Here is a 26,655-nt window from a genome sequence, read left to right as displayed (position 1 = left end):
ACGGTAAGATGAGTGATCAGGAAACAGAACTGAAGCTATTGCGGGATCAGATCGATTCAATTGATCAGCAGATTCATACGCTGCTGAATGATCGTGCGCGATGTGCACAGAGCGTTGCTGAAGTGAAAGAGCGATATCAGCAGGGTGACCGTGAGGCGGTTTTTTACCGCCCTGAACGGGAAGCTCAGGTATTACGCCGGGTTATGCAACGCAATCAAGGACCGCTTGCTGATCATGAGGTGGCCCGCTTATTTCGTGAAATTATGTCGGTGTGTCTGGCGCTTGAAAAACCGATGCATGTGGCGTTTCTGGGGCCTGAGGGGACTTTTACTCAGCAAGCTGCCAGTAAACATTTCGGCCATTCTGCTCACTGTATCCCCTTCAACAGCAACGATGAAGTGTTTCGTGAGGTTGAATCCGGGGGGGCTCACTACGGTGTTGTGCCGATTGAGAACTCTTCTGAAGGGGTGGTCACTCATACACTGGACCTGTTTAAGCGTTTCAATCTTAAAATCTGTGGCGAGGTAGAGTTACGGATTCATCACCATGTATTACGTGTGGGTGATGAGGGACTGGACAATATCGCCCGGATATACCTGCCGCAACAGACACTTTCACAGTGCCGCAGCTGGCTGGACACCCATTTTCTGTCCGCAGAGCGGATTCTCGTTAGCAGTAACGCAGAAGCGGCACGGATGGCAGTTAAGCAGGGACCTGCAGCGGTCGCGATTGCCAGCGATCTGGTGGCCGACCTCTATCAGCTGAATATTGTTGCCCGGAATATTGATGATCAGTCGGATAACAGTACCCGTTACCTGATTATTGGCGATCAGGATGTGGGTGAAAGTGGTCATGATAAAACCTCAATTCTGGTAACTGTCCCGGATAAGGCAGGCGCGCTCTATGAGCTGCTGCAGCATTTTCATCAACATAAGATCAGCCTGACGGGCATTGAAACCCGGCCAGCGAGTCCCGAAAGTTCACACTCAGTGTTTTATATCGATTTTGAAGGGCATGCGGCAAATCAGCATATACAGAACGTATTGCAGGAACTACAGTCTGATACTGTAGAGCTTAAATTACTGGGGTCATACCCGGTTGCTGTACTCTGATCCGGAGCAAATTAAATGGCATGTGATTTCTATCATCTGGCAACCCCTGGGGTTCAGGGGCTTCATCCATATCAACCAGGTAAACCCGTTGAGGAACTGGAGCGCGAGCTGGGTATCAGCAACAGTATTAAACTGGCCAGTAATGAAAACCCCCAGGGCCCGAGTCAGATTGCAATGGCAGCGGTTCAGGCGGCGCTGGGTGAGAGTTGCCGTTACCCCGATGCCAGTGGTTTTAAACTGAAACAGGCGTTGTCCGCGCACTATAACATCGCAGCGGATACTATTACCCTGGGGAATGGGTCGAATGATGTTCTGGAGTTGATTGGACGAGCATTCGTTGTTCCGGGTGATGAAGTTATCTATGCCCAGCACGCCTTTGTTGTCTATATGCTGGTGGCCCAGTCAACCGGTGCCACTGCTGTGGTCGTTCCGGCCAGAGAGTGGGGACATGATCTGGATGCAATGGCTGCTGCGGTGACGGATAAAACCCGGCTAATCTTCCTGGCAAACCCGAATAACCCCACCGGAACGTGGTTTACCGGTCAGGCGTTGCGGGAATTTATGGCGAAAGTACCCGACAATGTGGTGGTAGTGCTGGACGAGGCCTATCTGGAGTACGTGGCAGAGCCTGAATATCTTTCAGGACTTCAGTTGCAGGCCGACTTTCCTAATCTGGTGGTGACCCGGACCTTTTCTAAAGCCTTTGGTCTGGCGGCCCTGCGTATAGGTTATGCGGTGGCCAACCCGACCATTACCGATCTGCTGAATCGCGTCCGTCAGCCGTTCAATGTCAATATTCCTGCGCTGGAAGCGGCTACTGCGGTGCTCGGTGATACCGACTATCTGACGCGTAGTGTTGCGCTTAACCATAGCGGTATGGCACAGCTGGAGCAGGGGTTTACTCAACTGGGTGTTAACTGGATCCCCTCTGTGGGCAATTTTATCAGCGTTGATTGTGGTCGTGATGCCGCACCGGTATACGCAGAATTGCTGCAAAAGGGTGTGATCGTCAGGCCGGTAGCCAATTATCTGATGCCAAATCACCTGCGGGTGACGATTGGTCTGCCAGAGGAAAACAGCCGTTTTCTGACGGCATTTACTGAAGTAATGAAGCAGCAGTCAGGAAGGACCAGCACACCGTGAGATGTTTGGCTGAAAGGGTTTTGGTTATTGGATTGGGACTGATTGGCGGGTCGCTGGCCAGTGCTCTGCGTACCCGTGGTATCTGTCGTACCGTGATTGGTTATGACCGGGATAGCGATGAGCTGGAAGCCGGGCTGCGACTGGGAATCATCGAGGAAGCGGCAACTGATCTTCTGGCGGCGGCTGCCGGGGCGGACGTCATTGTACTGGCAGTACCGGTTAAGGCGATTGAAACTGTACTCGCAGAAATATTGCCAGTTTTGCGCCCGGACACTATTCTCACAGATGTCGGCAGTGTGAAAGGCAATGTGGTGAGGTCTGCCACGGGACTGTTTGGTTATGTACCCAGGCGGTTTATTCCCGGGCATCCTATTGCCGGCTCGGAAAAAAGTGGCGTGGCAGCCGCCGATGCAACATTGTTTGAACATCATAAAGTTATCATTACACCACTTCCGCAAAGCGATCCTGACGCCGTCACGCTGATCGCCCGGATGTGGCAGTCTGTCGGTGCGCAGGTGCTGCAGATGGATGTTGATCGCCATGATGAGGTGTTGGCTGCGACCAGTCATCTGCCGCATCTGCTGGCTTTTTCGCTGGTTGATACGCTGGCGCAGGAGCAGGATTGTAATGATATTTTTCGCTATGCGGCGGGTGGTTTCAGGGATTTTACCCGTGTGGCGGCCAGCGATCCGACGATGTGGCATGACATCGGTTTGGCAAATAAGCAGGCAATCCTGCAGAAGATTGATGAATTTACCTCAGGCGTAGATCGGCTGCGTAAGGCGATCGAGACTGACGACAGTGTAGCGATGCTGGGTATTTTTACCCGGGCAAAGGCTGCACGGGAACACTTTTCTAAAATTTTATCGGGCTCAGCGTACACGCAAAATAATATGATGATAAAAGATACTACATTTTATGCACAGCCGGGTGGCCAGGTGCAGGGCACAATACGGGCTCCAGGTGACAAATCGATCTCTCACCGTTCCATTATGCTGGGGTCTCTGGCCGACGGCGTAACCGAGATTACGGGCTTCCTGGAAGGGGAAGATAGTCTGGCGACATTGCAGGCATTTCGTGACATGGGGGTTGTTATTGAGGGGCCGCATCAGGGCGCAGTAAAAATCTATGGTGTTGGTATTAACGGGCTGCGTCAGCCGCCCGGGCCTATTTATGTGGGTAATTCCGGCACGACCATCCGTCTGATGTCGGGTCTGCTGGCCGGTCAGTCATTTGATTCAGAACTCAGTGGCGATGCCTCTTTGAGCAAACGACCTATGGAACGAGTGGCTAAGCCGCTTCGTTTGATGGGCGCCCAGGTGGAGACCGGAGAAAACGGTTGCCCGCCAGTGAAGATCAAAGGCGGACAGGCCTTGAAAGCGATCCATTATGAGATGCCGATGGCCAGTGCTCAGGTTAAGTCCTGTGTCATGCTGGCAGGTCTCTATGCCGAAGGAGAAACGACCGTTATTGAGCCTGCGCCAACGCGGGACCATACCGAGCGCATGCTGCGTGGTTTTGGTTATCAGGTGGATGTTGACGGTAATAAAGTCTCTCTCTCCGGTGGCGGGAGTCTGAAAGCCACTCAGATTGATGTGCCAGCGGATATCTCTTCATCGACTTTCTTTATGGTGGCGGCTGCCATCTGTCCTGGCTCAGATATCACACTTGAGCATGTGGGTATTAATCCGACCCGCATTGGCGTGATCAATATTCTGCGGGCGATGGGGAGTCGCCTTGAGCTTCTGAACGAGCGCGAGGTCGGCGGTGAGCCGGTTGCAGATATACGTATCCGTTATGCACCTCTTAAAGGTATTAAGATACCTGAAGATCAGGTGCCGCTGGCGATTGATGAGTTTCCGGCACTGTTTATTGCAGCCGTTTGTGCTGAAGGTGAAACGGTGCTCACCGGTGCTGAAGAGTTGCGGGTAAAAGAGAGTGATCGTATTCAGGCAATGGTCGATGGATTAAAAATCCTGGGCGCTGATATTGAAGGTACGCCGGATGGCGCGATTATCCGGGGTAGTGAGCTGGGTGGCGGGGTGATTGAAAGCCATGATGACCACCGCATTGCGATGGCATTTACCATCGCGTCGCTACGGGCTAACGATAATATTGAGATCCGTGAATGCGCTAATGTCGCCACATCATTTCCAAATTTTGTTGAGCTCGCTCAGCAGGTAGGTATACGGGTTCGCAAAGAGGAGAAGTAACATGGGAAATTTCCCGGTTATTGCGGTTGATGGTCCAAGCGGATCTGGTAAAGGAACAATCTGTAGTCTGCTGGCCCGTGAACTGGGCTGGAACCTGCTTGATAGCGGTGCTCTGTACAGGCTGGTGGGCCTGGCTGCCCGTCATCATGGTGTTGCACTGGATGATGAAGATGCACTGGTGGTATTGGCTGCGCATCTGGATGTTCAGTTTGGAGCATCGGCAAATCAGCAAGAGGTTTCTATTGTTCTGGAGGGTGAAGAGGTCACCAATACGATTCGTACCGAGGAGTGTGGCGCGGATGCCTCTGTGATCGCCGCAATCGGTTCAGTCAGGGCTGCACTGTTGGAGCGTCAGCGGGCTTTTGTCTCAGCCCCCGGGCTGATTGCCGATGGCCGGGATATGGGGACTGTCGTGTTTCCTGATGCAACCCTGAAAATTTATTTAACGGCTAGTGCTGAAGAACGCGCAAACCGTCGTTATAACCAGTTGATAAATAAGGGTCTGGGTGCTAGTCTTCAGGCAATATTAGAGGATATTCAGGCGAGAGACGCGCGCGATATGAACCGTGCAGTAGCACCTCTCAAGCCTGCTGAAGATGCTATCTGCCTTGATACTACTCACCAGAGTATTGAGGAAGTGTTGGCTTCTGTGCTGGATCATGCGAGACATAAGGGTCTTCGTTAACGGCAAAAAATGAGGTTTAGCCGGTATGAATGAGAGTTTTGCTGAGCTGTTTGAAGAGAGCCTGAAAGAGCTGGATATGCAGCCGGGCTCTATTGTGACCGGTACCGTTGTCGCGGTTGATGGCGACTTTGTTGTCATTAACGCAGGACTGAAGTCGGAAGGGATTATCCCCCGGGGACAGTTTCTTGATGATGAGGGTAATCTGAGCATCGAGGTCGGTGATCAGGTTAAAGTTGCGCTGGTCGCGCTTGAAGATGGTTCGGGTGAAACTCAGCTTTCCCGTGAAAAAGCTAAACGGGCGGAAGCCTGGGAAGTACTCGAAAAGGCGATTGAGAATGATGAAGTTATTACCGGACGGATTACCGGTAAGGTTCGCGGTGGCTTTACCGTTGATGTCAACTCCATCAGTGCTTTCCTGCCGGGCTCTCTGGTCGATATCCGCCCGCTGCGAGACACCTCTCATATAGAAAACAAAGAGCTTGAGTTTAAGCTGGTTAAGCTGGATGCCAAGCGCAATAACATTGTCGTATCCCGCCGCGCAGTACTTGAGACCGCCTACAATGAGGAGCGGGATAAGCTACTGGCAACCCTGCAAGAGGGGATGACGGTTAAGGGGATAGTCAAGAATCTCACTGACTATGGTGCCTTTATCGATCTGGGGGGCGTGGATGGACTGCTGCATATCACCGATATTGCCTGGAAACGTGTTAAGCACCCCAGTGAGCTTCTCTCGATTGGCGATGAGATTGATGTAAAGGTGTTGCGCTACGACCGTGAAAAGGGTCGCGTTTCACTGGGTATGAAACAGCTTACCCCCGATCCCTGGGACGAGTTCAAGGCGGCCCACCCGGTTGGCAGTAAAGTTATGGCTAAAGTCACTAATATTGCTGACTATGGCTGTTTTGCTGAGATTCAGGAGGGTATTGAGGGCTTGGTTCATGTGTCTGAGATGGACTGGACTAATAAAAATGTTCACCCTTCCAAGGTTGTGCAGCTCGGTGACCCGATTGAGGTAATGATTCTCGATATTGATGAGCAGCGTCGGCGAATCTCTCTGGGTATGAAACAGTGCCAGGCTAACCCCTGGGATGCCTTTGCTGAACGCTATACAAAAGGCACAAAGATAACCGGTGTGATCAAGTCGATTACTGACTTTGGCGTCTTTATTGGACTGGATGGCGGAATCGATGGTCTGGTGCACCTGTCTGATCTTTCCTGGGATCAGGAAGGAAATGATGCAGTAAAAGCCTATAAGAAAGGTGACACGGTGAGCGCAGTTGTGCTGGCTGTTGATTCAGAGCGTGAGCGTATCTCGCTGGGGATTAAGCAGTTAGGGAGTGATCCTTTTTCTGAGTATACCGCTGCCAATACTAAAGGCGCTGTTGTGCGGGGTAAAATTACACAGGTTGAGCCTAAGCAACTGGTGGTTGAACTGGCAGAGGGAGTGGAAGGTACCGTTAAGGTACAGGAAGCTTCTTTTGAGCGGATAGATGATCTGACCCACTCCTTCAGTGTCGGAACGGAGATTGAAGTGATGCTTGTTAATATTGACCGGCGTACCCGATCCATTGCGCTGTCAGTGAAACAGGTTGAAAAACAGCAGGAAAAACAGGCGCTGGATGCAATTAAGCAGCAGCAGGTTGAATCTGAAGGCCCGACAACAATCGGTGATCTCATCAGAGCTCAGCTGGAAAAGAAATAGTAACGGATACACATAATTTCTGATGAGCGGTTTGGTAATTACCAGATCAACGAATGTCAGGGGGTAAGCATGACCAAGTCTGAACTGATCGAGCGTTTGATTGACCAGAATGAACAGCTTTCAATTAAAGATGTAGAGCTGGCAGTTAAAACTATGCTGGACCATATGACTGAGTCTCTTGCTCAGGGGGATCGTATAGAGATCAGGGGGTTTGGAAGTTTCAGCCTTCATTTCCGTGCTCCGCGTGTGGGACGTAATCCGAAAACCGGTGATTCAGTATCGCTGGAAGCTAAATATGTACCGCATTTTAAACCAGGAAAGGAACTGCGCGAGCAGGTGAATGACAGTCTTAAAAACGGACGGTCTTAAGGGATTACATAACTTTAGGGGTAGATGATGCGTTGGTTGAAAACGCTGCTTGTGCTGGCACTCTGTATCATATTTCTGTTCTGCGGCTGGACTTTTGCCACGCTGAATACCGAGCTGGTTAGCATCAATATGTTTTTCTTTACTCTGCCCGAAGCCAGTCTGTCGATTTGGTTGATGGCCAGTTTTGTTGTGGGTGGAGTTGTCGGAGTTCTGGTCAGCAGTCTGTTTGTGATGGTGCTGAAACTTAAACTTAAAGCGGCAAAGCGCAAGATAAGTTCTGCCGACAAGGAGCTTGATCAGTTACGCACGGCGTCATTGAAACGCTCTTCCTGAAATGAATGAATATCTGTTTATTATCCCGCTGTTTATAGCGGTAGCTATCGGCTGGTTGTTAGGGTGTCGTCAGCGGGATAATCAGTTACCTGTACAAAATTCCCTGCACCAGGAATATTTCCGCGGTCTTGATTTTCTTCTGAGTGAAAAAAACGATGAAGCGATCGAGAGCTTTATCCGCGCGCTGGAAACTAATTCTGATACCATCCCTGCTCATCTGGCACTGGCTAAGCTGTTTCGAAAGAAAGGTGATGTCGAGCGCGCTATTCAGATCCATCAAAACCTGTTAGCCCGGTCAGACCTTTCCCGTGATGATTTTCTGAGGATTCAGATGGCTCTGGCGCAGGATTATTATGCTGCCGGGCTTTATGACCGTGCTGAAAATCTGTTATTAGAGATTCAGGCACAGCGGCCGGGTCCGAAAATTCACCAGACAGCAATAGCGTTGCTGATCAAGCTCTATGAGAAAGAGAAGGAGTGGGAGCGGGCGATCGAGGTTGCCCGGCAGCTGAGCGCCGATGAGCTTCAGGGGCTCGAGGTCGAGTTGAGTCACTACTGCTGTGAGCTGGCTGAAGGGTATATTGGTCAGCAACGCTACCGTCATGCAACGGCTAAGCTGAATGCGGCGTTAAACTTTGATAAGGGATGTGTCCGGGCCTGCTTGCTGCTTGCCGATATTGCTATCAGCCAGGGAGACTGGAAAGGGGCGATTCGTGATTTGAAGCGGATAGCCAGTCAGGACCCATTGTTTCTCTCTGAGACTATAAAACGGCTGAAGCATTGTTATGCTAAGTTGAACCAGATGGCTGAGTTTGAGCGGCTGATGAAACAATGGTTGAACAAATATCCGTCAACCAGCATTATGCTGGCGCAGGCGGAGATGATACTTGAGCAGCAGGGGGCCTACCCTGCCGGTGCTTTTATTACCGATCAGCTGAAGCACAGGCCCTCAGTGAAAGGATTTAATCAGCTAATAGATCTGTATATTGCGCATGCTTCAAAAGGGACGAATGAGAGCCTGATGGTGTTACGGGGGCTGACGGGACAGCTTGAGCTGAGTAAGCCTGTGTATAACTGTCAGCGATGTGGTTTTTCAGGGAAGTCACTGCACTGGCAATGCCCCTCCTGTCAGAACTGGGGAACGACTAAACCGATCCAGGGCCTTGAAGGTGAGTAGCCCGGATCAGAATCTGTATGAGATGTAAGCGAATGAATGATACTAAACGGGTTATTGTGGCGCTGGATTACCCGGACCAGATTTCAGCTCTGAAAATGGCTGATCAGCTGGATCCTGAAAAATGTCGTGTTAAAGTGGGTAAAGAGCTCTTTACCCGTGCCGGTCCTGCTGTGGTTGAAGCGCTTCACGGAAAAGGTTTTGAGGTCTTTCTCGACCTTAAATTTCATGACATACCCAATACTACCGCCAAAGCGGTCAGAGCGGCAGCTGAGATGGGGGTGTGGATGGTCAATGTTCATGCTTCCGGTGGTCGCCGGATGATGGAAGCCGCGCGTAATGAGTTAGAGCAGGTTAATGGTGCACAAACACTGCTGATCGCTGTCACTGTCCTGACCAGTATGGAACGGCAGGACCTGGCCGATCTCGGCCTGGATATTGAACCGCTGGAGCAGGTTAAGCGTCTAGCACGACTGACCGAAAGCAGTGGTCTGGATGGTGTGGTTTGTTCTGCTCAGGAGGTCAAACCGCTACGACAGATTGTGTCTCCCGGTTTCCAGCTGGTGACTCCGGGTATTCGTCCGGCGGATGCCGAGGTGGGTGATCAGAAACGTATTATGACCCCGGGTGAAGCGATTATCGCAGGCAGTACTCATCTGGTCATCGGGCGTCCCATTACCCGGGCGGAGGTTCCGGTTGAAGCGTTGCACAGAATTGAGCAAGAGATTCTTGCAGCACGTTAGTTGTCACATTTCTGTTATGTGCTATTAATAATAAAGCCGGTTTTTACCGGCTTTATTATTTATCTAAAGGAAATAGCTATGAAATGGAATTCGTGTCTCAAATCGATATTACTGCTGCTGTGTCTGAGTTTTCCACTGGGAGCCTTCGCTGAGCCCATGGTTAATATCAACACGGCTACCGCTGATCAGCTTGTCGAAGTACTGCAGGGCGTCGGGCCGGCAAAGGCGAAAGCGATAATTGACTATCGTGAAGCAAGCGGACCCTTTAAGACAGTCGATGAGCTGGCTAATGTGAAGGGTATCGGGAGTGCTACGGTGGCTAAGAACCTGCAAAGTATCATGGTTGATGAACCGCAGTGAGGTTTAAGCACCTATTGTTGTTAAGCTAAGTTGTAGAGGCTGCCATTCGGCAGCCTTTTTTATAATACAAACACCAGCGTGAGCGGGATAAAGATCAGGGCGCCCATATTGCCAAGCAGAACGATCGATGCGACCTGTTTGGGCTCCTGGTTATATTGCTCTGCGACAATGTAGTTAAGTACCGCCGGAGGCAGTGCACCGAAGATGATCAGATAGGCAAACTGTTCCGCTTCAAGGTGTAGCAGTTGCTGAATTGCAAAGGCGATCAGAACGCCGATAAGAGGGCTGACAATCGCCCCGGTGATGCCAATCTTCCAGGCACTGAAGTCTACTGTGATCAGTCTTACCCCAAGGGTAAAGAGTAATAGTGGGATGGATATCTGGCCCAGCATATCCAGCGCCGTAGCGGCTGATGCGGGGACAGTCAGGTCGAGGCTGCTCCAGCCAAGACCGGCAATAGTGGCGATAATAATGGGCACCCGCAGCAATCGCCAGGGGTTAGTGCGGTGGTCCATCATGTAGATACCAACCGTAAAGTGGAGGGTCATCTCAACAATAAACAGCATAATCGCTGCCGGCAGTGCCTGCTCGCCAAAGGCGAGAATAATCAGCGGGAGTCCCAGGTTACCACTGTTACTGAACATCATCGGAGGCAGAAAGGTTTTCGGCTGAACGTTAAGCAGTTTGCACAGGGGCCAGATCAATAGCCCGGAACCCAGTATGACAATCGCAGCACCTGCTGCCAGGCCCTGGTACTTGACCAGATCGAAGGATTTATCTGATAGTACAAAGAAGATCAGTGCCGGTACAAAGATATGCATATTTAGCTGGTTGGCCAGGGTCATATCCGGTTTTTTATAGCGGCCATAGAGATAGCCGCACAGAACAATAACAAAGAGTGGGAAAACGGTCAGAAATATCCGTTCGGCCAGGACCTGGGCGGTAGTGTCCATCTGTTCAGGCTTCCAGTAAAAAGGTCACAGGACCATCGTTGATAAGGCTGACCTGCATATCTGCACCGAAATGGCCAGTCGCAACGTCGGGGTGTCGGGAGCGGGCCTGGCTGACAAAATATTCGTATAGCGCTTCGCCCTGCTCAGGTGTGGCGCCTTTGGAAAAGCCAGGACGAAGCCCTTTGGCGGTATCGGCCACCAGAGTAAACTGAGACACGATCAGCAGGCCGCCTCCCTGCTGCTGCAGATTGAGGTTCATTTTGCCCTCTGAATCTGAAAAAATACGGTAGTTCAGAATTTTCTGTAACAGTTTATCTGCGCTGGCCTGGCTGTCGGTTTTTTCAACGCCGAGCAGCAAGAGTATTCCGGGACCTATCTCACTGTGGCGCTCACCGGCAATGTTAACAGAGGCGGTTTGTACCCGCTGAATAAGTGCTTTCAACTCAATTCCTCAGAGCGGTGAATCAGGCTTTGGACAGTGCAAACTGATTGGTGGCTTTAATCAGATTATCAGTGATACCCGCTTCCAGCGCACTGTGACCTGCGTCTCTGACAATGTGAAGTTCAGCCTGAGGCAGGGCGTCATACAGAGCGAAAGCCTGTTCGATCGGGCAGACCATATCATACCTGCCATGCACAATAACGGTGGGTATCTGCTGAAGTCTGTGGGCATCGCGGATAATCTGATCGGGTTCGATGAAGGCTTTGTTGATAAAGTAATGCGCCTCTATCCGCGCCATCGCCAGTGCAATATGGGGATCAGCAAAGTGATCAACGATATCGTTATTCGGATCTAGGGTGGAACAGTGTCCCTCCCAGACAGACCATGCTTTGGCAGCGGACATCCGGGCGATTTCGTTGTCTGATGTCAGGCGTTTGTAATACGCCTGCAGCATAGCGCCACGCTCCGGAAGCGGAATGACTTTCTGATACTCTTTCCAGTAGTCTGGAAAAATTGCACTGGCGCCTTCCTGATAGAACCAGTGGATATCGCGCTCCCGGCAGAGAAAGATGCCCCGCAGAATCATCCCGGAAACCCGCTCAGGAAAGCTTTCAGCATAGAGCAGGCTGAGGGTGGAGCCCCATGAGCCGCCAAACAGTAGCCATTCATCAATACTGAGGTGTTCGCGGATCTTTTCAATATCACTGATCAGATGTGCCGTGGTGTTACCCAGTAATTCTGCATGAGGGGTTGACTGACCACAGCCACGCTGGTCAAACAGGATAATGCGGTATTTTTCCGGATCAAAGAAGCTGCGATTGAAGCTGCTGGTGCCACCACCGGGTCCACCATGTATAAACAGAACCGGAATGCCCTGAGCGTTACCACTCTCTTCGATATAGAGGGTATGCAGATCATCAACAGTCAGATGATGTTGTTTGTAAGGATGGATGTCGGGAAAGAGGGTGTTCATCTGGGTGTCCTTGTCAGTCTGGCAGACACCGGGAGTATAGCCCGGAACAGTGGTCGCTGTCCGGGCTTTTTACGTGCTAACTTAAGCGGCTATATCAAAAAAGGATAGCGCTTATTTGCCAGAACGTGAGAAGCGCTTCCGTTCGTTTTCAGTCAGTAGCTTCTTGCGGATACGGATGCTCAGTGGTGTGACTTCAACCAGCTCGTCGTCTTCGATGAAGTCCAGAGCCTGTTCCAGAGTAAAGCGAACCGGCGGTGTCAGCTGAATATTTTCGTCGGTCCCGGAGGCACGAACGTTAGTCAGCTGCTTACCCTTGATCGGGTTTACCGCAAGGTCATTACTGCGGCTGTGAATACCCAGAATCATGCCTTCGTATACTTCGATGTTAGGTTCGATGCACAGACGGCCACGTTCCTGCAGGTTCCACAGGGAGTATCCCAGTGCTTTACCGGTGACCATCGAGACCAGTACGCCGTTGTTACGGCTGATCACTTCACCCTCTTTTACTTCGCCGTAGTGGTCAAAGACTGAGGTCATGATGCCGGTACCGGATGTCATGGTCAGGAACTGTGAACGGAAACCGATCAGGCCGCGGGAAGGGATCAGGAAGGTCAGGCGTACGCGACCTTTGCCATCCACTTCCATGTTGGTCATATCCGCTTTACGCTTACCCAGCTCCTCAATGATGTTGCCCTGATGCTGATCTTCAACATCGATCATGACGATTTCGAATGGCTCGTGAATCTTACCGTCAACCTCTTTCTGAATTACTTCAGGACGGGAAACACCCAGCTCAAAGCCTTCACGACGCATTGACTCGATCAGTACTGACAGGTGAAGCTCACCACGACCGGAAACTTTAAATTTTTCCGGAGACTCACCCTGCTCAACGCGCAGTGCAACGTTGTGAATCAGTTCGCGATCCAGGCGGTCTTTGATGTTTCGGCTGGTAACGAATTTACCATCCTGTCCGGCAAACGGAGAGTCGTTAACCTGAAAGGTCATAGAAACGGTAGGCTCATCTACAGAAAGAGGAGGCAGCGCTTCAACCGCAGATGGGTCACACAGGGTGTCGGAGATATTCAGGGCATCAATACCGGTAACACAGATGATGTCACCCGCCTGTGCAGCCTCTACATCGATACGATCCAGGCCTAAATAACCCATAATCTTCTGAACTTTACCGTTACGAACCTTGCCTTCGCGATCAATGATTTTAATCACGTGGTTCAGTTTGACAGTACCACGGGATACCCGGCCAACACCGATAACGCCAACGTAGCTGTTGTAGTCCAGTGCGGAGATCTGCATCTGGAATGGACCAGCAGTATCTACCTGAGGCGGATTTACATGTTTAACAATCGCTTCGAACAGCGGCGTCATATCATCGGCCAGCTCATCCGGCTCATTACCGGCAACGCCGTTCAGGGCAGACGCGTAGATGATCGGGAAGTCGAGCTGCTCATCGGTCGCGCCGAGGCTGTCAAACAGATCAAAAACCTGGTCGATAACATAATCCGGACGTGAACCCGGACGGTCAACTTTGTTGACCACTACGATCGGACGCAGACCCTGCTCAAATGCTTTCTGAGTTACAAAGCGGGTTTGCGGCATCGGGCCATCAACGGCGTCAACCAGCAGGCAAACGCAGTCAACCATTGACAGTACCCGTTCAACTTCACCACCAAAGTCGGCGTGTCCCGGAGTATCAACAATGTTGATATGGTAGTCGTTCCATTCGATGGCGGTGTTCTTTGCCAGAATGGTAATACCCCGTTCTTTTTCCTGGTCGTTCGAATCCATGATTCGTTCGGTGCCTTCATCACGGCGGCCCAGAGTACCGGACTGCGAGAGAAGTTTATCAACCAGGGTGGTTTTACCATGGTCAACGTGGGCAATGATGGCGATGTTTCTTAAGTTTTCGATCACGTCTGGGGACCTGTGCAGACAAATTTAGAAGCGCACATTATACATAAGATATGCCGCAGCTGTGCCTTTCTTATGTGCTCAATAGCAAAAATAGTTTTTTTTCCGGTTTGTTGATCTGTTTTAGAGGATAAGTACTATATGTTGGAGTAATATGATGGCACCTTTTTGAGGCAGTGAGGATTAAGGTAAATCGGAAAAACGTGCCGCGCACTATTTTGGTTCATTATTTGTCTATTTGCTCTATTTTGGTTCATGTTGCAGAGTTTAAATTGTTTCAAATTCGATCAGAAGCGCTTTACGTCGCGTGCTTTCGGGGCCTGAGGAAACTGGCATACCCCTTGCTGCTTAAAGGCGAAACAAACCTGACGGGTTAGGCTGTGTAATACGGTCGTTTTTAATCGGTTGGGCGTCTGACAATATAATCTAGTGGAGAAAGTCAAATGTCAGAGACTCTGAATCTGATCAAAGAGCATGATGTTAAGTGGGTTGATATGCGTTTCACCGATACCCACGGTAAAGAGCAGCACGTTACTATCCCGGTAACCGAAGTGAGTGAAGACTTCTTCGAGGACGGCAAAATGTTCGATGGTTCATCCATCGCAGGCTGGAAGGGTATTAACGAGTCTGACATGATTCTGCAGCCAGACGATTCTGCTTCTGTAATAGACCCATTCGCAGAAGATTCAACGATCATCGTTCGCTGTAATATCGTTGAACCTACCACCGGTCAGGGTTATGAGCGTGATCCACGTTCTGTTGCCAAGCGTGCTGAGGCTTACCTGAAGTCTACCGGTATTGCAGACACCGCTATTTTTGGTCCTGAGCCAGAGTTCTTCGTATTTGATGAAGTTAAATGGCATGCTGATATCAGTGGCTGCGGTTATACAATCGGTTCTGAAGAAGCTTCATGGTCGACTAACAACAGCTATGAGGGTGGTAACACGGGTCACCGTCCACGTGTTAAAGGTGGTTACTTCCCGGTTCCTCCGGTTGATTCCCTGCATGATCTGCGTGCGGCTATGTGTGATGCAATGTCAGCGATGGGTCTGACCATCGAAGTGCATCACCACGAGGTAGCGACTGCTGGTCAGTGTGAGATCGGTGTGGGTCCAAATACTCTGACAGCTAAGGCTGACGAAGTTCAGATCCTGAAGTACTGTGTTCATAACGTTGCCCACGCATATGGTAAAACGGCGACCTTTATGCCTAAGCCTCTGGTTGGCGATAACGGTTCAGGTATGCACGTTCACCAGTCTCTGTCTAAAGATGGCGTTAACATTTTCCATGGCGATGCTTATGCGGGTCTGAGTGAGGCTGCACTGTTCTATATTGGCGGCATCATTAAGCACGCTAAAGCCCTGAACGCGCTGACAAATGCGTCTACTAACGCTTATAAGCGTCTGGTGCCTGGTTTCGAGGCGCCTGTTATGCTGGCATACTCTGCCCGTAACCGTTCTGCTTCTATCCGTATCCCTTATGTGACCAATCCTAAGGCATACCGCATTGAGACTCGCTTCCCTGATCCATCGGCTAACCCATACCTGTGCTTTGCTGCACTTATGATGGCGGGTCTTGATGGTATTCAGAACAAGATTCACCCTGGCGATCCTGCAGATAAGGATCTGTATGACCTGCCAGCTGAAGAAGCTCTGGCTATCCCGACCGTAGCGGCTTCTCTGGAAGAAGCTCTGGATGCTCTGGATAATGATCGTGAGTTCCTGACTGCCGGTGGTGTATTCACCGACGACATGATCGATGCTTATATCGAGCTGAAGAAGGAAGAGTGTCTGAAAGTGAGCCAGACAACTCACCCGGTTGAGTTTGATCTGTATTACTCTGTTTAATCCATAAGGATTAACTGGAAAAAACCTCCTAAACGGAGGTTTTTTTTTGCCTGGCAATTGGTTGCTTTATTTTGTCGCACTAATGTGGTGCGTCAGGTGCTATTCTATAGGTGAGTCAGATGAGGTAACTCAGGTCAGAACGCCCGTAGATTAACTAATCTGTACTCATTTCTTTCTGTGCACTGAGTTGGTTTGCTTTTTGCTACCATCTTTACAATAACCGTCTGTGTTGAGTCGAACGCAGTCATGGTCCGTTTCTGAGGCAAAGCATCAAAGATGAAAACACCCGATCTGCATAAACACATATTAGATAACCTGTCGACGGCAGCTCTGTTGGTCGATGGGCAGTTGCAGCTGGTGTATATGAACCCCTCGGCAGAAATGTTACTGGAGGCGAGCGCCCGGCGTCTGTGTCAACTGCCTTTTCATGACTGGTTTCTGGTGGACGATGACCGGGAAGCGCTGAAAGGCGCGCTGGATAAAGGTCATCCATTTACCAAGCGGGAAGCGAAACTGACAACCCTGATCGGACATGAGATCACGATCGATTACAGTGTTAATCCAATGCCGCAGAAATATGGCCCTTTGGTACTGATTGAGCTGACTCCGCGGGATCGCCTGATCCGGATCTCCCGTGAGGAGGAGTTGTTGAGTAATCATGAAACCGTAATCTCACTGGTCAGAGGGCTGGCCCATGAAATCAAAAATCCCCTGGGAGGATTGCGGGGGGCTGCGCAGTTACTCGAACGCGAACTTCCCGATGAATCTTTGCATGATTATACCCGGGTGATTATTGAAGAGGCTGATCGGCTGAGAAATCTGGTAGACCGAATGTTAGGGCCCCATAAAATGCCCCGGCTGGAGGAGGTTAATATCCATTCCATCCTTGAGCATGTGAGTAGTCTGGTGATTGCTGAGGTCGGTGGTCAGATTCATATTAAGCGAGACTATGATCCCAGTCTGCCAGAGTTTATGGGTGACCGGGAGCAGTTGATTCAGGCGGTACTGAATATTGTTCGCAACAGTATGCAGGCGTTGCAGGAGTCGGACACTGAAGCGCCACGTATCCTGTTGCGTACCCGGGTGATTCGTAACCTGACGCTTGGGGCAGAGATGCACCGGCTGGTTTGCTGTGTCGAAATAATCGATAACGGGCCAGGTATTCCGGAAGAGCTTCTGCAGAAAATTTTCTATCCGATGGTGAGTGGCAGAGCCAGCGGAACGGGTCTGGGATTGTCAATTGCTCAATCTGTACTGGCGCAACACCATGGGCTGATTGAGTGCCGCAGTGTCCCTGGTGAGACCTGTTTTCAACTATTAATACCTCTGGAGCAACAATGATGACTAAGGCTGCATCTGTATGGATTGTAGATGATGACCGTTCGATTCGCTGGGTGATGGATAAAGCCCTCTCCAGTGAAGGGGTCAGAGTCACACTGTTTGAAAGTGGCGATAACATGTTACAGCAACTTCAGCGGGAGGTGCCGGATGTTGTTGTCAGTGATATCCGGATGCCGGGTATTAATGGGCTGGAGCTGCTTGAGCGGGTCAATGCGGAACATCCTGAGCTTCCTATTATCATAATGACGGCGCATTCAGATCTAGACAGTGCTGTCGCCTCATATAAAGGAGGGGCATTTGAATATCTGCCCAAGCCGTTTGATATTGATGAGGCTGCTGCGCTGGTTATGCGAGCGGTGGAGCACTCCCGTGAACAACAGCAGCAGCGGGGCGAGGAGCCGGAAGCGCAGACTGAAATCATCGGTGAAGCACCTGCCATGCAGGAGGTTTTCCGGGCGATCGGACGTTTGTCTCAGTCCAATATAACCGTATTGATCAATGGTGAATCCGGAACCGGTAAAGAGCTGGTTGCCAATGCCCTGCATCAGCACAGTCCACGTTCATCAAAGCCATTTATTCCTCTGAATATGGCCGCTATTCCCAAGGATCTGATTGAGTCAGAGCTGTTTGGTCATGAGAAAGGAGCTTTTACCGGCGCGGCGTCTGCCCGCCCGGGACGTTTCGAACAGGCTGATGGCGGAACGCTGTTCCTCGATGAAATTGGTGATATGCCTGCAGATACCCAGACCCGTTTGTTGCGTGTGCTGGCTGAAGGCGAATTCTACCGGGTCGGCGGACACACCTCTGTTAAGGTGGATGTGCGGATTATCGCGGCCACCCATCAGGACCTTGAAAAGCTGGTTCAGGAAGGGCGCTTTCGTGAAGACCTTTTCCACCGTCTGAACGTTATCCGTATTCATATTCCGAAACTGGCAGAACGACGTGAAGATATTCCAAAATTGACCCGTCATTTTCTCCAAAGCTCAGCTGAAGAGTTGAGTGTTGAATCAAAACTGCTGCACCCTGATACCGAGAAGTTTCTCAGTACGCTGCCCTGGCCGGGTAATGTGCGTCAGTTAGAAAATACCTGTCGCTGGCTGACCGTTATGGCGTCCGGGCGTGAGGTATTGGTGGGTGATCTGCCTCCTGAGTTGCTGGATCAGACCGGTGATGAGCAGGTGGTGACCTCCAACTGGGAGAAAGCGTTACGAAACTGGGCCGAGAAGCAGTTGCAGCAGGGGTCGACATCTATTCTGGATTCGGCGGTCCCGGCATTCGAAAAAATCATGATAGAAGCCGCGCTGAAGCAAACCGCCGGTCGGCGCCGGGATGCTTCGCTGCTGCTGGGTTGGGGGCGAAATACACTGACCCGGAAGATTAAAGAGCTGGGAATGGATGATGTCCCTGAATCAGTAGAGGATTAATCATCCGATAGTTTCAGCTATAATCCCTGCCTCATTGAGAGCCAGGGATTTTTTTATGCTTCATGTCGTGCTTTATCAGCCGGAAATACCGCCTAATACCGGAAATATTATTCGCCTGTGTGCCAATACCGGGTTCCAATTACACCTGATTGAACCGCTGGGCTTTGACTTCGATGACAAAAAGTTGCGTCGCGCCGGTCTTGATTACCATGAGTTTGCACAGGTAAAACGTTATGCCGATCTGGATAGTTGTCTGTCTGAGCTGGGGTCGGGCAAAGTGTGGGCGTTGACAACAAAAGGGAGTCAGAACTATTCACAAGTGACTTTTTCCGCCGGAGATGTGCTGCTGTTCGGTCCGGAAACCCGCGGGTTGCCAGCGGAGGTGCTTGAGCGTCTGCCCGCTGAGCAGCGTCTTCGGTTGCCGATGAATGCTGATAGTCGCAGTCTGAATCTGTCCAATACGGTGGCAGTCATGGTTTATGAAGCCTGGCGTCAGTTGGATTTTGGTGGCAATAGCTGAAATTTTAGAGGCAGTTTTTGGCAATCACAGCGCCGCGTGTGATTATCTATGCGCGACAGTATCACCTCACAGGCATAAAAAAATCCGATAACAGCACTGCTACCGGATTTTCGAATAGATACAGGCGCTTAGTGCTGTGGCGTTTCTTCCGTAGCAGCCTGAGCCTGTTGCTGCATCTGCTGAGCATACAGCGCATCGAAGTTAACAGGTGACAGCATCAGGGCGGGGAAGCTGCCTTTGTTGACCATGTTATCAATCGCTTCCCGTGCGTATGGGAACAGAATGCTAGGACAGAATGCGCCCAGAGTGTGATGCAGTTCAGCTTCAGCAAGGCCGGTAACTGTAAAGATACCCGCTTGTTGTACCTCAACCAGAAAAGCGGTGTCGCTGTCGTTCTTAGCGGTCACTGTCAGGGTGAGAACCACTTCAAATACGCCGTTATCCAGCGTAGATGTTGCCGTATTCATATCCAGATTGATCTCTGGCTGCCACTGTTTAGTGAATACCTTAGGCGAATTTGGTGCTTCAAAAGAGGCATCTTTCAGATATACGCGCTGAATAGCAAACTGCGGAGCCTGCTGTTCCTGGGTGTTCTGGTCGTTCTCTGCCATGGTCTTATTTTCCTGTAAAAAATGAGTTAACCGGCCAGCAACGAATCAAGTTTACCCTGCTGTTCCAGGGCAAACAGGTCGTCACATCCGCCGACATGAAGTTCATTGATGAAAATCTGAGGCACCGATGTCCGGCCGCTACGCTGAGTCATCTCCTGGCGGGCGTCCGGTTGTGCTTCAATGTTTATCTCGTTGTAGCTGACGCTTTTATGATCCAGTAGCATCTTGGCGCGGCGGCAAAAAGGGCACCAGTTATTGCTGTAAATGGTGATCAGACTCATGGCTATTTAATGACCGGAAGGCTCTGGGCTTTCCACTCGGTCATGCCACCTGAGAGGCGTACAACATTTTCAAAGCCGGCACTTTTCAGCTTTTTACTTACCGTGCCGGCCGTCTGACCGATGTTGCAGACGACGATGATCGGCTTTTGTTTATGTTTGTCCAGCTCTGCAATGCGCTTATCCAGTTCGACCACAGGGATATGAATAGCATCGGTGATATGGCCGGTAATAAACTCTTTCTTAGGGCGGATATCCAGAATGACGGCGTTGTCTTTATTGATCAGTCGGGTGGCTTCATGGGTGCCTACGGACTTTCCTGCTTTACTCTGTTGGGTCCACAGTAGCATTGCCAGGGTCAGGCCCCAGGCTGTTACCAGCATAATATTATTAGTGATGAATTCGAGCAGTTGTTCCATTCTCTGTATCCGGCCAGTTGCGAAATCGCTGAATTAATTGCGGATCGCGGTGATAGTTTTTAAAGGTGGTAGTTTTTAAAGCCGCTAAGTATACCTTGCCAAATCGAAACAGGTAACAGGTGGAGGGGGGAAATGCGGAGGAAAAATGCTCAATGTCGGGGATAACTGATCTGACAGACATTCTTCTCAGGGTGCCTGCGTCAGTAATCTTGCGATAATTAGCCATTGCAGCGTTTTCTGAGTAAAATACCCGGCCATTGAGTTCATGCTGAAAAGCAGCTTAACCTGACAGCTCTGCACTAAAAATAACTCTGAGTGAAAAGACCTCTATGACTGAACAGCGATCCCCAAAAGCATTAATTATTCTTGATGGCTTCGGCGTGGAACCGACCGAATCCAGTGCAATAGCCGCCGCTAATACACCAACCTGGGATCGCTTGATGGCCAGTGCACCTCACAGCCGGATAGCAACGTCTGGTTTGGCGGTCGGATTGCCGGAAGGGCAGATGGGGAATTCAGAAGTCGGGCATATGAATATCGGCGCCGGCCGGGTGGTGTATCAGAATTTTACCCGAATCAGTAAAGCGATTGAGGACGGGGTGCTGTTTGAAAATGAGGTGTTGACGGCCGCAATCGATAAAGCGATCGCTGCCGGCGGCGCGGTGCATGTTACCGGGTTGTTATCGCCGGGTGGTGTTCATAGTCACGAAGAGCATCTTTTCGCCCTGTTGGAGATGGCCGTTAACCGCGGTGCGAAGCAGGTTTATCTGCACGGTATACTGGATGGCCGTGATATGCCTCCACGCAGTGCCGAGGCCTCTATCAAAGCGGCAGAAGCCAAGCTTTCACAGCTGGGCTGCGGTGCTATTGCTACCATCGTCGGTCGCTACTTCGCCATGGATCGGGATAATCGCTGGGATCGTGTGCAGTTGGCGTATGATGCGATGACAAGCGGTGTGGCTCCCTGCTATGAAACATCGGCGCTGGATGCCCTGCATAATGCCTACGAGCGTGATGAGAACGATGAGTTTGTTCAGGCCACCACTATTATTGGTGAAGATGGTTTGCCTAAAGGTTTGGTGCGCGATTCTGATACGGTGATCTGTGCCAACTTTCGTCCGGATCGTTCGCGGGAGATAACCCGCGCATTTGTTGATACCCGGTTTGACGGCTTTGTCCGCAGCGCTACGCCGAAGCTGTCAGACTATGTGATGATGACTGAGTACGCTTCTGATATTAACGCCAGCTGTGCTTATCCGCCGGTTAAGCTGTTTAATAGTCTGGGGGATTTTCTGGCGAAACAGGGGCGAACTCAGCTGCGTATTGCGGAAACCGAAAAGTATGCCCACGTAACCTTCTTCTTTAACGGCGGTGAAGAGCAGCCATATACCGGTGAAGAGCGGATTCTGGTGCCCTCTCCAGATGTCGCTACGTATGACCTGAAACCGGAGATGAGCGCGCCGGAAGTTACCGATAAGCTGGTCGAAGCGATCGGCAGTAATAAGTTTGATCTGATTGTGTGCAACTTTGCTAACCCGGATATGGTGGGCCATACCGGTAATTTTGCTGCGGCAGTGAAGGCGGTCGAGGTGATCGATCAGTGTATCGCCCGGGTCCTTGAAGCGATGGAAAAAGTGGCGGGGGAAACACTGATTACTGCTGATCATGGTAATGTTGAACTGATGGTCAATCCGAAAACCGGTCAGGCGCATACCGCGCATACGATATGGCCGGTGGCGCTGGTGTATGACGGTCCGCGCAGATCACAACTGCACTTAGAGGATGGTGCGCTGTGTGATCTGGCGCCGACGCTGCTGGCGCTGATGGGGCTTGAGCAACCGGCAGAGATGACCGGCCATTCACTGGCCGAGCTGGGATAGGGATACGGGCCGTTCATTGAACGGCCTTTCTGTATATGCTGATAAAATTACGCACCGCATTTGTAGCAACGCTTGTAGCGACTCTGCTGCTGTCACCGGGGCTGCCGCTTTATGCGGCCCAGGAAAAAGCCACCGAGAAAGAGATTGCCAGCCTCAGGAAATCGATTACGAAGCTGACCCGGACGCTGGATGTATTAGAGGGGGAACGCTCCTCTGTACAGCAGGATCTGCGTCGTACCGACAAGAGTATTGGGGAACTGGCACAGAACATTTTGCGTTTGAATGCACAGCTCAAAGGTGCTGAAAAACGGCTAAGTAAGCTGGAGCGGGAGAAAAAGCCACTGCTGACCGGGTTGCAGCAGCAGGCGGCAGGCCTTGAGCAGCAACTGCGGCAACAGTATAAAGCTGGCAGTCAGCCCCGTTTGCAGTTATTGCTGAATCAGCGTGATCCGGAGCAGGTCTCCCGTATGCTACGTTATTACGACCGGATCAATAAGACTCTTTCTGAGCGACTCGAGTCATTTCGTCAGGGACTGATACGGCTGGACAGGGCAGAGCAGGAGATTCGTTCTGCGCAACAGGATATTTTTGATCGTCGCGATCAGCTGAAGGCCCGTTCGGAAGATCTGGAGTCGGTTCGTCAGAAGCGCCGTACTGTTTTGAGTAAGCTCGAGGTGAAGCTTAGTGACGGCGGTCAGCAACTGAAATCGATGAAGGCCGATCAGCAGCGTCTGGAAAAGTTACTGACTCAGATTCGTGAGTCAATTGAAAAGATCTCGATTGGTGGTGATGAGCGCTCCTTCCGGGAGCTGAAAGGCAAGTTGCCCTGGCCGGCAAAAGGGCATATCAGTCGGCGCTTCGGCAACAATACCGATGGTATTCGCTATGAAGGGATACTGGTGGCGCAAAAAGCAGGACAGCCGGTCCGGGCGATCCACCATGGCCGGGTGGTGTTTGCTGACTGGTTAAGAGGCTATGGTCTGCTTACAATTGTGGATCATGGGGGCGGTTATATGAGCCTGTATGGGCATAATGAGTCCCTCTTGAGAGAGGTGGGCGAGTGGGTTTCTGCGGGGGATCAACTGGCGACTGTTGGCAATAGTGGCGGCAGTAACGACTCGGGTCTTTATTTTGCAGTACGCTATAAGGGAAATTCTACAGATCCGCTTAAATGGCTGGCGAGAAGGTAGCTGTAGCGGTTATGCTGTTTTCATATTTAACAGATGTATAAAAAGGATGAACCATGACGCTGAAGCAACAGCTATCCAGCCTGACTAAACCTCTGTTGCTGGGCTGCCTGCTGAGTGGGTTGGCAGCCCCTCTGTTTGCCGCAGAGGCAACACCGGAAAACGAGGCGGTTAAAACGATTCCGCTGGAAGAGATCCGTCTGTTTACTGAAGTCTTTGAGCGTATTAAAAACGCCTACGTTGAGCCGGTTGACGACGCCAAGTTGCTTGAAGATGCTGTGCGGGGGATGTTGACCGGGCTGGACCCTCATTCAGCTTATCTGGAACCGGACGCTTTTTCTGATCTGCAGAGTCACACCAGTGGTGAATTTGGCGGACTGGGTATTGAAGTCGGCCTTGAAGATGGCTTTATCCGCGTTATCGCACCGATAGACGATACGCCTGCGCAACGGGCCGGTATAAAAGCCGGAGATCTGATTGTCAAACTGGGAGATCAGCCTGTTCAGGGGATGGGGCTGGCAGATGCCGTGAAACTGATGCGTGGCAAGCCTGGCTCTGAGCTGCTGTTGACCGTTGTCCGTGATGGCGAAGATAAGCCGCTCGAGATTATTGTGGTGCGCGATATTATTCGTGTTGCCAGTGTGAAACAGCGGATGCTTGATGACAGTATCGGTTATTTGCGGATTACCCAGTTTCAGGTGAATACCGGCAAAGACCTGCAATCGGCAATTGAAAAGCTGAAAGCGGAGAATGAGTTGACGGGTGTGGTGCTGGATCTGCGTAATAACCCGGGAGGCGTGTTGCGGGCTGCAGTAGAGGTGTGCGATGCATTTCTGGATCAGGGGCTGATCGTCTATACCCAGGGGCGGGTCGCCAATTCCGAGTTACGCTACAACGCCACTCAGAATACGCTGATCGAGAATAGTGTACCCATTGTTGTGCTGATTAATCAGGGTTCGGCTTCCGCTTCAGAAATTGTTGCCGGAGCGCTTCAGGATCAGGCCCGGGCAGTCATTATGGGCGTCGACAGCTTTGGTAAAGGCTCAGTGCAGACTATTTTGCCTTTAACTAAACAGCGGGCGCTGAAGCTGACAACTGCGCGCTACTATACTCCGCTTGGCCGTTCTATCCAGGCGCAGGGGATTGTGCCTGATATCTATGTGGCTGAAGCCGATGTGAATCTTAAAGATTCTGGAAATTTCATTAAAGAGCGTGACCTCAGCGGTCACCTTGAAAACGGTAAAGTAAACGAGTCTGATCCGACTGAACCGCCGGTTTCGACGGTAGAAAGTGATTTTCAGCTGTATGAAGCGCTGAATCTGCTCAAAGGGCTCGCTGTTGTGAAATCAGCTGCGGCTTTGCGACAGTCACAAAGCGATACACAGGCTCAGTGATACCCCCGGCGTTTATGACTGGAAAGCTCGCAGGTTTTTACGCTGTGGGTCTGACCGTGCTGCTGACATTGTTTCAGCCAGTGATGGCTGAAACAGGTCCGGCGCGGCTGATTATCATCGTTGATGATCTGGGCAATAGTCTGGAGAAAGGTATTGCAGCGATTGACCTGCCAGGCCCGGTTGCTTATGCCGTTCTGCCTCATACCCCCCACAGTGTTGAGCTTGCTGAAAGGGCTTACAGCCGGGGTAAAGAGGTGATGCTGCATGCACCGATGGCGAATACTGCGCATTTAAGGTTAGGGCCGGGGGCATTAACTGAGCATCAGAACCGGTCGCAGCTGGAGAATATCCTGCGGGATAATATCGCCTCGGTTCCCCATGTTACCGGTGTGAATAACCACATGGGAAGCCTGTTAACTCACCAGCGAGAGAAAATGGACTGGGTTATGGGAGTGCTGGCAGAGCAGGGGCTGTTTTTCCTCGACAGTCGGACAACCAGCGAGACGGTGGCCTGGAAGTCTGCTTATTCAAGGGGTATTCCCTGGCTGGTGCGTGATGTTTTTCTGGATCATGAGCAGACCACTGCGTTTATTGATAAGCAGTTTCGTCATGGCCTGCAGCTGGCTCAGCAGCAGGGGTTTGCCGTGCTGATCTGTCACCCTTACCCTGTTACGATCCGTTATCTTAAGGACGCCTTACCCCGAATAGGTGAGCAGGGCATTCAGCTGGTGGCACCCAGTGGATTCCTGTTTCAGCAGGCTGAGGCCCGGCGTCTGCTTGAAGCTCAGCTTGCTGAGCGCAAGCTGGATCATGACTGTGACCGGCATGAAGGACACTGCCGTGATCGTCTGGCTCTGCAAGGCAGTCGTCACCCCTTAAAGCAGTAGCGTTGCGTCATAAATCAGCTTTATTCCGACGATGATTGTCAGCGCTTCAAATACCCGCTTTACTAAGCCGTTACCCCGAATCAGCGCAATATGGGTGCCCGTATAAGCGCCAATGATAGCGCCGATAATCAGTGCTGGCAGCCATTCCCAGTGGGGCGGCTGTTGCAGGGCAACGGTGATAGCGCCTGAACCATTCCAGAAAAGACCGACCAGAATTAATACATAGGCGACCGCTGTTTTATAGTCCAGTCCGAACCAGCGAACCAGCCACAGAGTCACAAACAGGCCCGTTCCTGATGTCAGGGATCCGTTGAGAATACCGATCAGGCAGAGCACCAGTCCCCCCAGACACATGCCGTAAAAGTCCCGGTTGCGGGGCTGGTGGATCATGCCCAACTGAGTTTTGAAGATTGAATAGATGCCGAGTCCTGTGGTGAGCAGTCCCAGGCTGAGGATAGTCAGGCCTTCCGGCAGTTGTAATACCAGTACGCCGCCGGTGATCACTCCGGGAAGGCCAGATGCAAGAATAAACAGGCAGAAGCGTCGGTCGAGGGATTTTTCTCGCAGGTGGCGCAGGGTTGCACCTATTCCCAGCGCCACACTGGCGATTTTATGGGTCGCCAGTGCGCTGCTGAAGCTCAGTCCGAGAAACAGCAATACTGGTAGTTGAAGCAGGCCAGCACCGCCGCCAGCCATGGCGGAAAGACCGTTGGCCAGCAGCGAAATCATCACCAGACTA

At 51.2% G+C, this 26,655-nt stretch carries 26 protein-coding genes; 18 read left to right on the top strand and 8 right to left on the bottom strand.

The genetic code is table 11. The features are described 5' to 3' along the window. Window positions 1-8 precede the first annotated feature (8 nt). From pheA to KDX31_14400, 10 genes are all read left to right on the top strand, one after another. Complete coding sequence (gene pheA, locus KDX31_14445) at window positions 9-1,112, top strand: prephenate dehydratase (GenBank protein UTW02540.1); 1,104 nt, start codon at window positions 9-11, stop codon at window positions 1,110-1,112. 15 nt (window positions 1,113-1,127) lie between these two features. After that, window positions 1,128-2,255 carry a histidinol-phosphate transaminase gene (locus tag KDX31_14440; GenBank protein UTW02539.1) on the top strand — a complete coding sequence of 376 codons (1,128 nt, stop codon included), beginning with the start codon at window positions 1,128-1,130 and terminating at the stop codon, window positions 2,253-2,255. Beyond that, window positions 2,252-4,468 carry a bifunctional prephenate dehydrogenase/3-phosphoshikimate 1-carboxyvinyltransferase gene (locus tag KDX31_14435; protein ID UTW02538.1) on the top strand — a complete coding sequence of 739 codons (2,217 nt, stop codon included), beginning with the start codon at window positions 2,252-2,254 and terminating at the stop codon, window positions 4,466-4,468. Before KDX31_14440 ends, KDX31_14435 begins: the two co-directional genes overlap by 4 nt. A 1-nt stretch (window position 4,469) precedes the next feature. Further along, a complete protein-coding gene (gene cmk / locus KDX31_14430; GenBank protein ID UTW02537.1) occupies window positions 4,470-5,153 on the top strand; it encodes a (d)CMP kinase in 684 nt (227 codons plus the stop codon). A 25-nt stretch (window positions 5,154-5,178) separates the two neighbouring features. Then, window positions 5,179-6,855 (top strand): 30S ribosomal protein S1, encoded by a 1,677-nt coding sequence (gene rpsA / locus KDX31_14425; GenBank protein UTW02536.1) that lies wholly within the window; start codon window positions 5,179-5,181, stop codon window positions 6,853-6,855. 69 nt (window positions 6,856-6,924) lie between these two features. Further along, the gene (gene ihfB / locus KDX31_14420) at window positions 6,925-7,224 is read left to right on the top strand and encodes an integration host factor subunit beta (protein UTW02535.1); all 300 of its coding nucleotides are present in this window, start codon (window positions 6,925-6,927) and stop codon (window positions 7,222-7,224) included. Window positions 7,225-7,251: 27 nt separating this feature from the next. After that, window positions 7,252-7,557 (top strand): DUF1049 domain-containing protein, encoded by a 306-nt coding sequence (locus KDX31_14415; protein ID UTW02534.1) that lies wholly within the window; start codon window positions 7,252-7,254, stop codon window positions 7,555-7,557. Window position 7,558: 1 nt separating this feature from the next. Beyond that, on the top strand, window positions 7,559-8,734 hold the full coding sequence (gene lapB / locus KDX31_14410) for a lipopolysaccharide assembly protein LapB (protein ID UTW02533.1): 1,176 nt from the start codon (window positions 7,559-7,561) through the stop codon (window positions 8,732-8,734). A 32-nt stretch (window positions 8,735-8,766) separates the two neighbouring features. Further along, window positions 8,767-9,474, top strand: coding sequence for an orotidine-5'-phosphate decarboxylase (gene pyrF, locus KDX31_14405; protein ID UTW02532.1), 708 nt, complete (start codon window positions 8,767-8,769; stop codon window positions 9,472-9,474). A gap of 78 nt (window positions 9,475-9,552) precedes the next feature. After that, window positions 9,553-9,834 (top strand): ComEA family DNA-binding protein, encoded by a 282-nt coding sequence (locus KDX31_14400; GenBank protein UTW02531.1) that lies wholly within the window; start codon window positions 9,553-9,555, stop codon window positions 9,832-9,834. Between the two features lie 59 nt (window positions 9,835-9,893). On the opposite strand, the gene KDX31_14395 is transcribed toward KDX31_14400, so the two are convergent. The 4 genes from KDX31_14395 to typA form a co-directional block, all read right to left on the bottom strand. Continuing rightward, entirely contained in the window at window positions 9,894-10,787 is an 894-nt protein-coding gene (locus KDX31_14395) for an AEC family transporter (GenBank protein ID UTW02530.1), read from the bottom strand. 4 nt (window positions 10,788-10,791) lie between these two features. Continuing rightward, window positions 10,792-11,229 carry a D-tyrosyl-tRNA(Tyr) deacylase gene (dtd, locus tag KDX31_14390; protein ID UTW02529.1) on the bottom strand — a complete coding sequence of 146 codons (438 nt, stop codon included), beginning with the start codon at window positions 11,227-11,229 and terminating at the stop codon, window positions 10,792-10,794. A 22-nt stretch (window positions 11,230-11,251) separates the two neighbouring features. Then, on the bottom strand, window positions 11,252-12,202 hold the full coding sequence (gene pip, locus KDX31_14385) for a prolyl aminopeptidase (GenBank protein ID UTW02528.1): 951 nt from the start codon (window positions 12,200-12,202) through the stop codon (window positions 11,252-11,254). A gap of 111 nt (window positions 12,203-12,313) precedes the next feature. After that, window positions 12,314-14,131 carry a translational GTPase TypA gene (gene typA, locus KDX31_14380; protein ID UTW02527.1) on the bottom strand — a complete coding sequence of 606 codons (1,818 nt, stop codon included), beginning with the start codon at window positions 14,129-14,131 and terminating at the stop codon, window positions 12,314-12,316. Window positions 14,132-14,571: 440 nt separating this feature from the next. On the opposite strand from typA, the gene glnA reads away from it, so the two are divergent. From glnA to trmL, 4 genes are all read left to right on the top strand, one after another. Next, window positions 14,572-15,975, top strand: coding sequence for a glutamate--ammonia ligase (gene glnA / locus KDX31_14375; GenBank protein ID UTW02526.1), 1,404 nt, complete (start codon window positions 14,572-14,574; stop codon window positions 15,973-15,975). Window positions 15,976-16,251: 276 nt separating this feature from the next. Then, entirely contained in the window at window positions 16,252-17,316 is a 1,065-nt protein-coding gene (gene glnL / locus KDX31_14370; protein ID UTW02525.1) for a nitrogen regulation protein NR(II), read from the top strand. Further along, a complete protein-coding gene (gene glnG, locus KDX31_14365; protein UTW05402.1) occupies window positions 17,316-18,740 on the top strand; it encodes a nitrogen regulation protein NR(I) in 1,425 nt (474 codons plus the stop codon). The genes glnL and glnG overlap by 1 nt, the downstream gene beginning before the upstream one ends. A gap of 55 nt (window positions 18,741-18,795) precedes the next feature. Next, complete coding sequence (gene trmL / locus KDX31_14360; protein UTW02524.1) at window positions 18,796-19,260, top strand: tRNA (uridine(34)/cytosine(34)/5-carboxymethylaminomethyluridine(34)-2'-O)-methyltransferase TrmL; 465 nt, start codon at window positions 18,796-18,798, stop codon at window positions 19,258-19,260. Between the two features lie 128 nt (window positions 19,261-19,388). Here trmL and secB read toward each other — a convergent pair whose 3' ends face one another. The 3 genes from secB to KDX31_14345 are packed head-to-tail and all read right to left on the bottom strand — an operon-like array spanning window position 19,389 to window position 20,568. After that, window positions 19,389-19,871 (bottom strand): protein-export chaperone SecB, encoded by a 483-nt coding sequence (gene secB / locus KDX31_14355; GenBank protein UTW02523.1) that lies wholly within the window; start codon window positions 19,869-19,871, stop codon window positions 19,389-19,391. A gap of 26 nt (window positions 19,872-19,897) precedes the next feature. Continuing rightward, window positions 19,898-20,152 (bottom strand): glutaredoxin 3, encoded by a 255-nt coding sequence (grxC, locus tag KDX31_14350; GenBank protein ID UTW02522.1) that lies wholly within the window; start codon window positions 20,150-20,152, stop codon window positions 19,898-19,900. Window positions 20,153-20,154: 2 nt separating this feature from the next. Then, complete coding sequence (locus tag KDX31_14345) at window positions 20,155-20,568, bottom strand: rhodanese-like domain-containing protein (protein ID UTW02521.1); 414 nt, start codon at window positions 20,566-20,568, stop codon at window positions 20,155-20,157. 329 nt (window positions 20,569-20,897) lie between these two features. Between KDX31_14345 and gpmI the strand changes: the two genes are divergently transcribed. Genes gpmI through KDX31_14325 form a run of 4 tightly spaced genes read left to right on the top strand, consistent with a single transcriptional unit; the run spans window position 20,898 to window position 25,916 of the window. Further along, on the top strand, window positions 20,898-22,448 hold the full coding sequence (gene gpmI / locus KDX31_14340; protein ID UTW02520.1) for a 2,3-bisphosphoglycerate-independent phosphoglycerate mutase: 1,551 nt from the start codon (window positions 20,898-20,900) through the stop codon (window positions 22,446-22,448). 35 nt (window positions 22,449-22,483) lie between these two features. Then, entirely contained in the window at window positions 22,484-23,638 is a 1,155-nt protein-coding gene (locus tag KDX31_14335) for a peptidoglycan DD-metalloendopeptidase family protein (protein ID UTW02519.1), read from the top strand. A gap of 53 nt (window positions 23,639-23,691) precedes the next feature. Beyond that, window positions 23,692-25,029 carry a S41 family peptidase gene (locus KDX31_14330; GenBank protein ID UTW02518.1) on the top strand — a complete coding sequence of 446 codons (1,338 nt, stop codon included), beginning with the start codon at window positions 23,692-23,694 and terminating at the stop codon, window positions 25,027-25,029. Window positions 25,030-25,043: 14 nt separating this feature from the next. Beyond that, complete coding sequence (locus KDX31_14325; GenBank protein ID UTW02517.1) at window positions 25,044-25,916, top strand: divergent polysaccharide deacetylase family protein; 873 nt, start codon at window positions 25,044-25,046, stop codon at window positions 25,914-25,916. Here KDX31_14325 and KDX31_14320 read toward each other — a convergent pair. Continuing rightward, on the bottom strand, window positions 25,905-26,645 hold the full coding sequence (locus tag KDX31_14320; protein ID UTW05401.1) for a sulfite exporter TauE/SafE family protein: 741 nt from the start codon (window positions 26,643-26,645) through the stop codon (window positions 25,905-25,907). The genes KDX31_14325 and KDX31_14320 overlap by 12 nt on opposite strands. Between the last annotated feature and the right edge of the window lie 10 nt (window positions 26,646-26,655).

The sequence above is a fragment of the Amphritea atlantica genome (assembly GCA_024397875.1).
In the GTDB taxonomy this organism is placed as follows: domain Bacteria; phylum Pseudomonadota; class Gammaproteobacteria; order Pseudomonadales; family Balneatricaceae; genus Amphritea; species Amphritea atlantica_B.
Note: the sequence above shows the minus strand (reverse complement) of the source record. Positions and strands in the feature narration are given on the sequence as shown.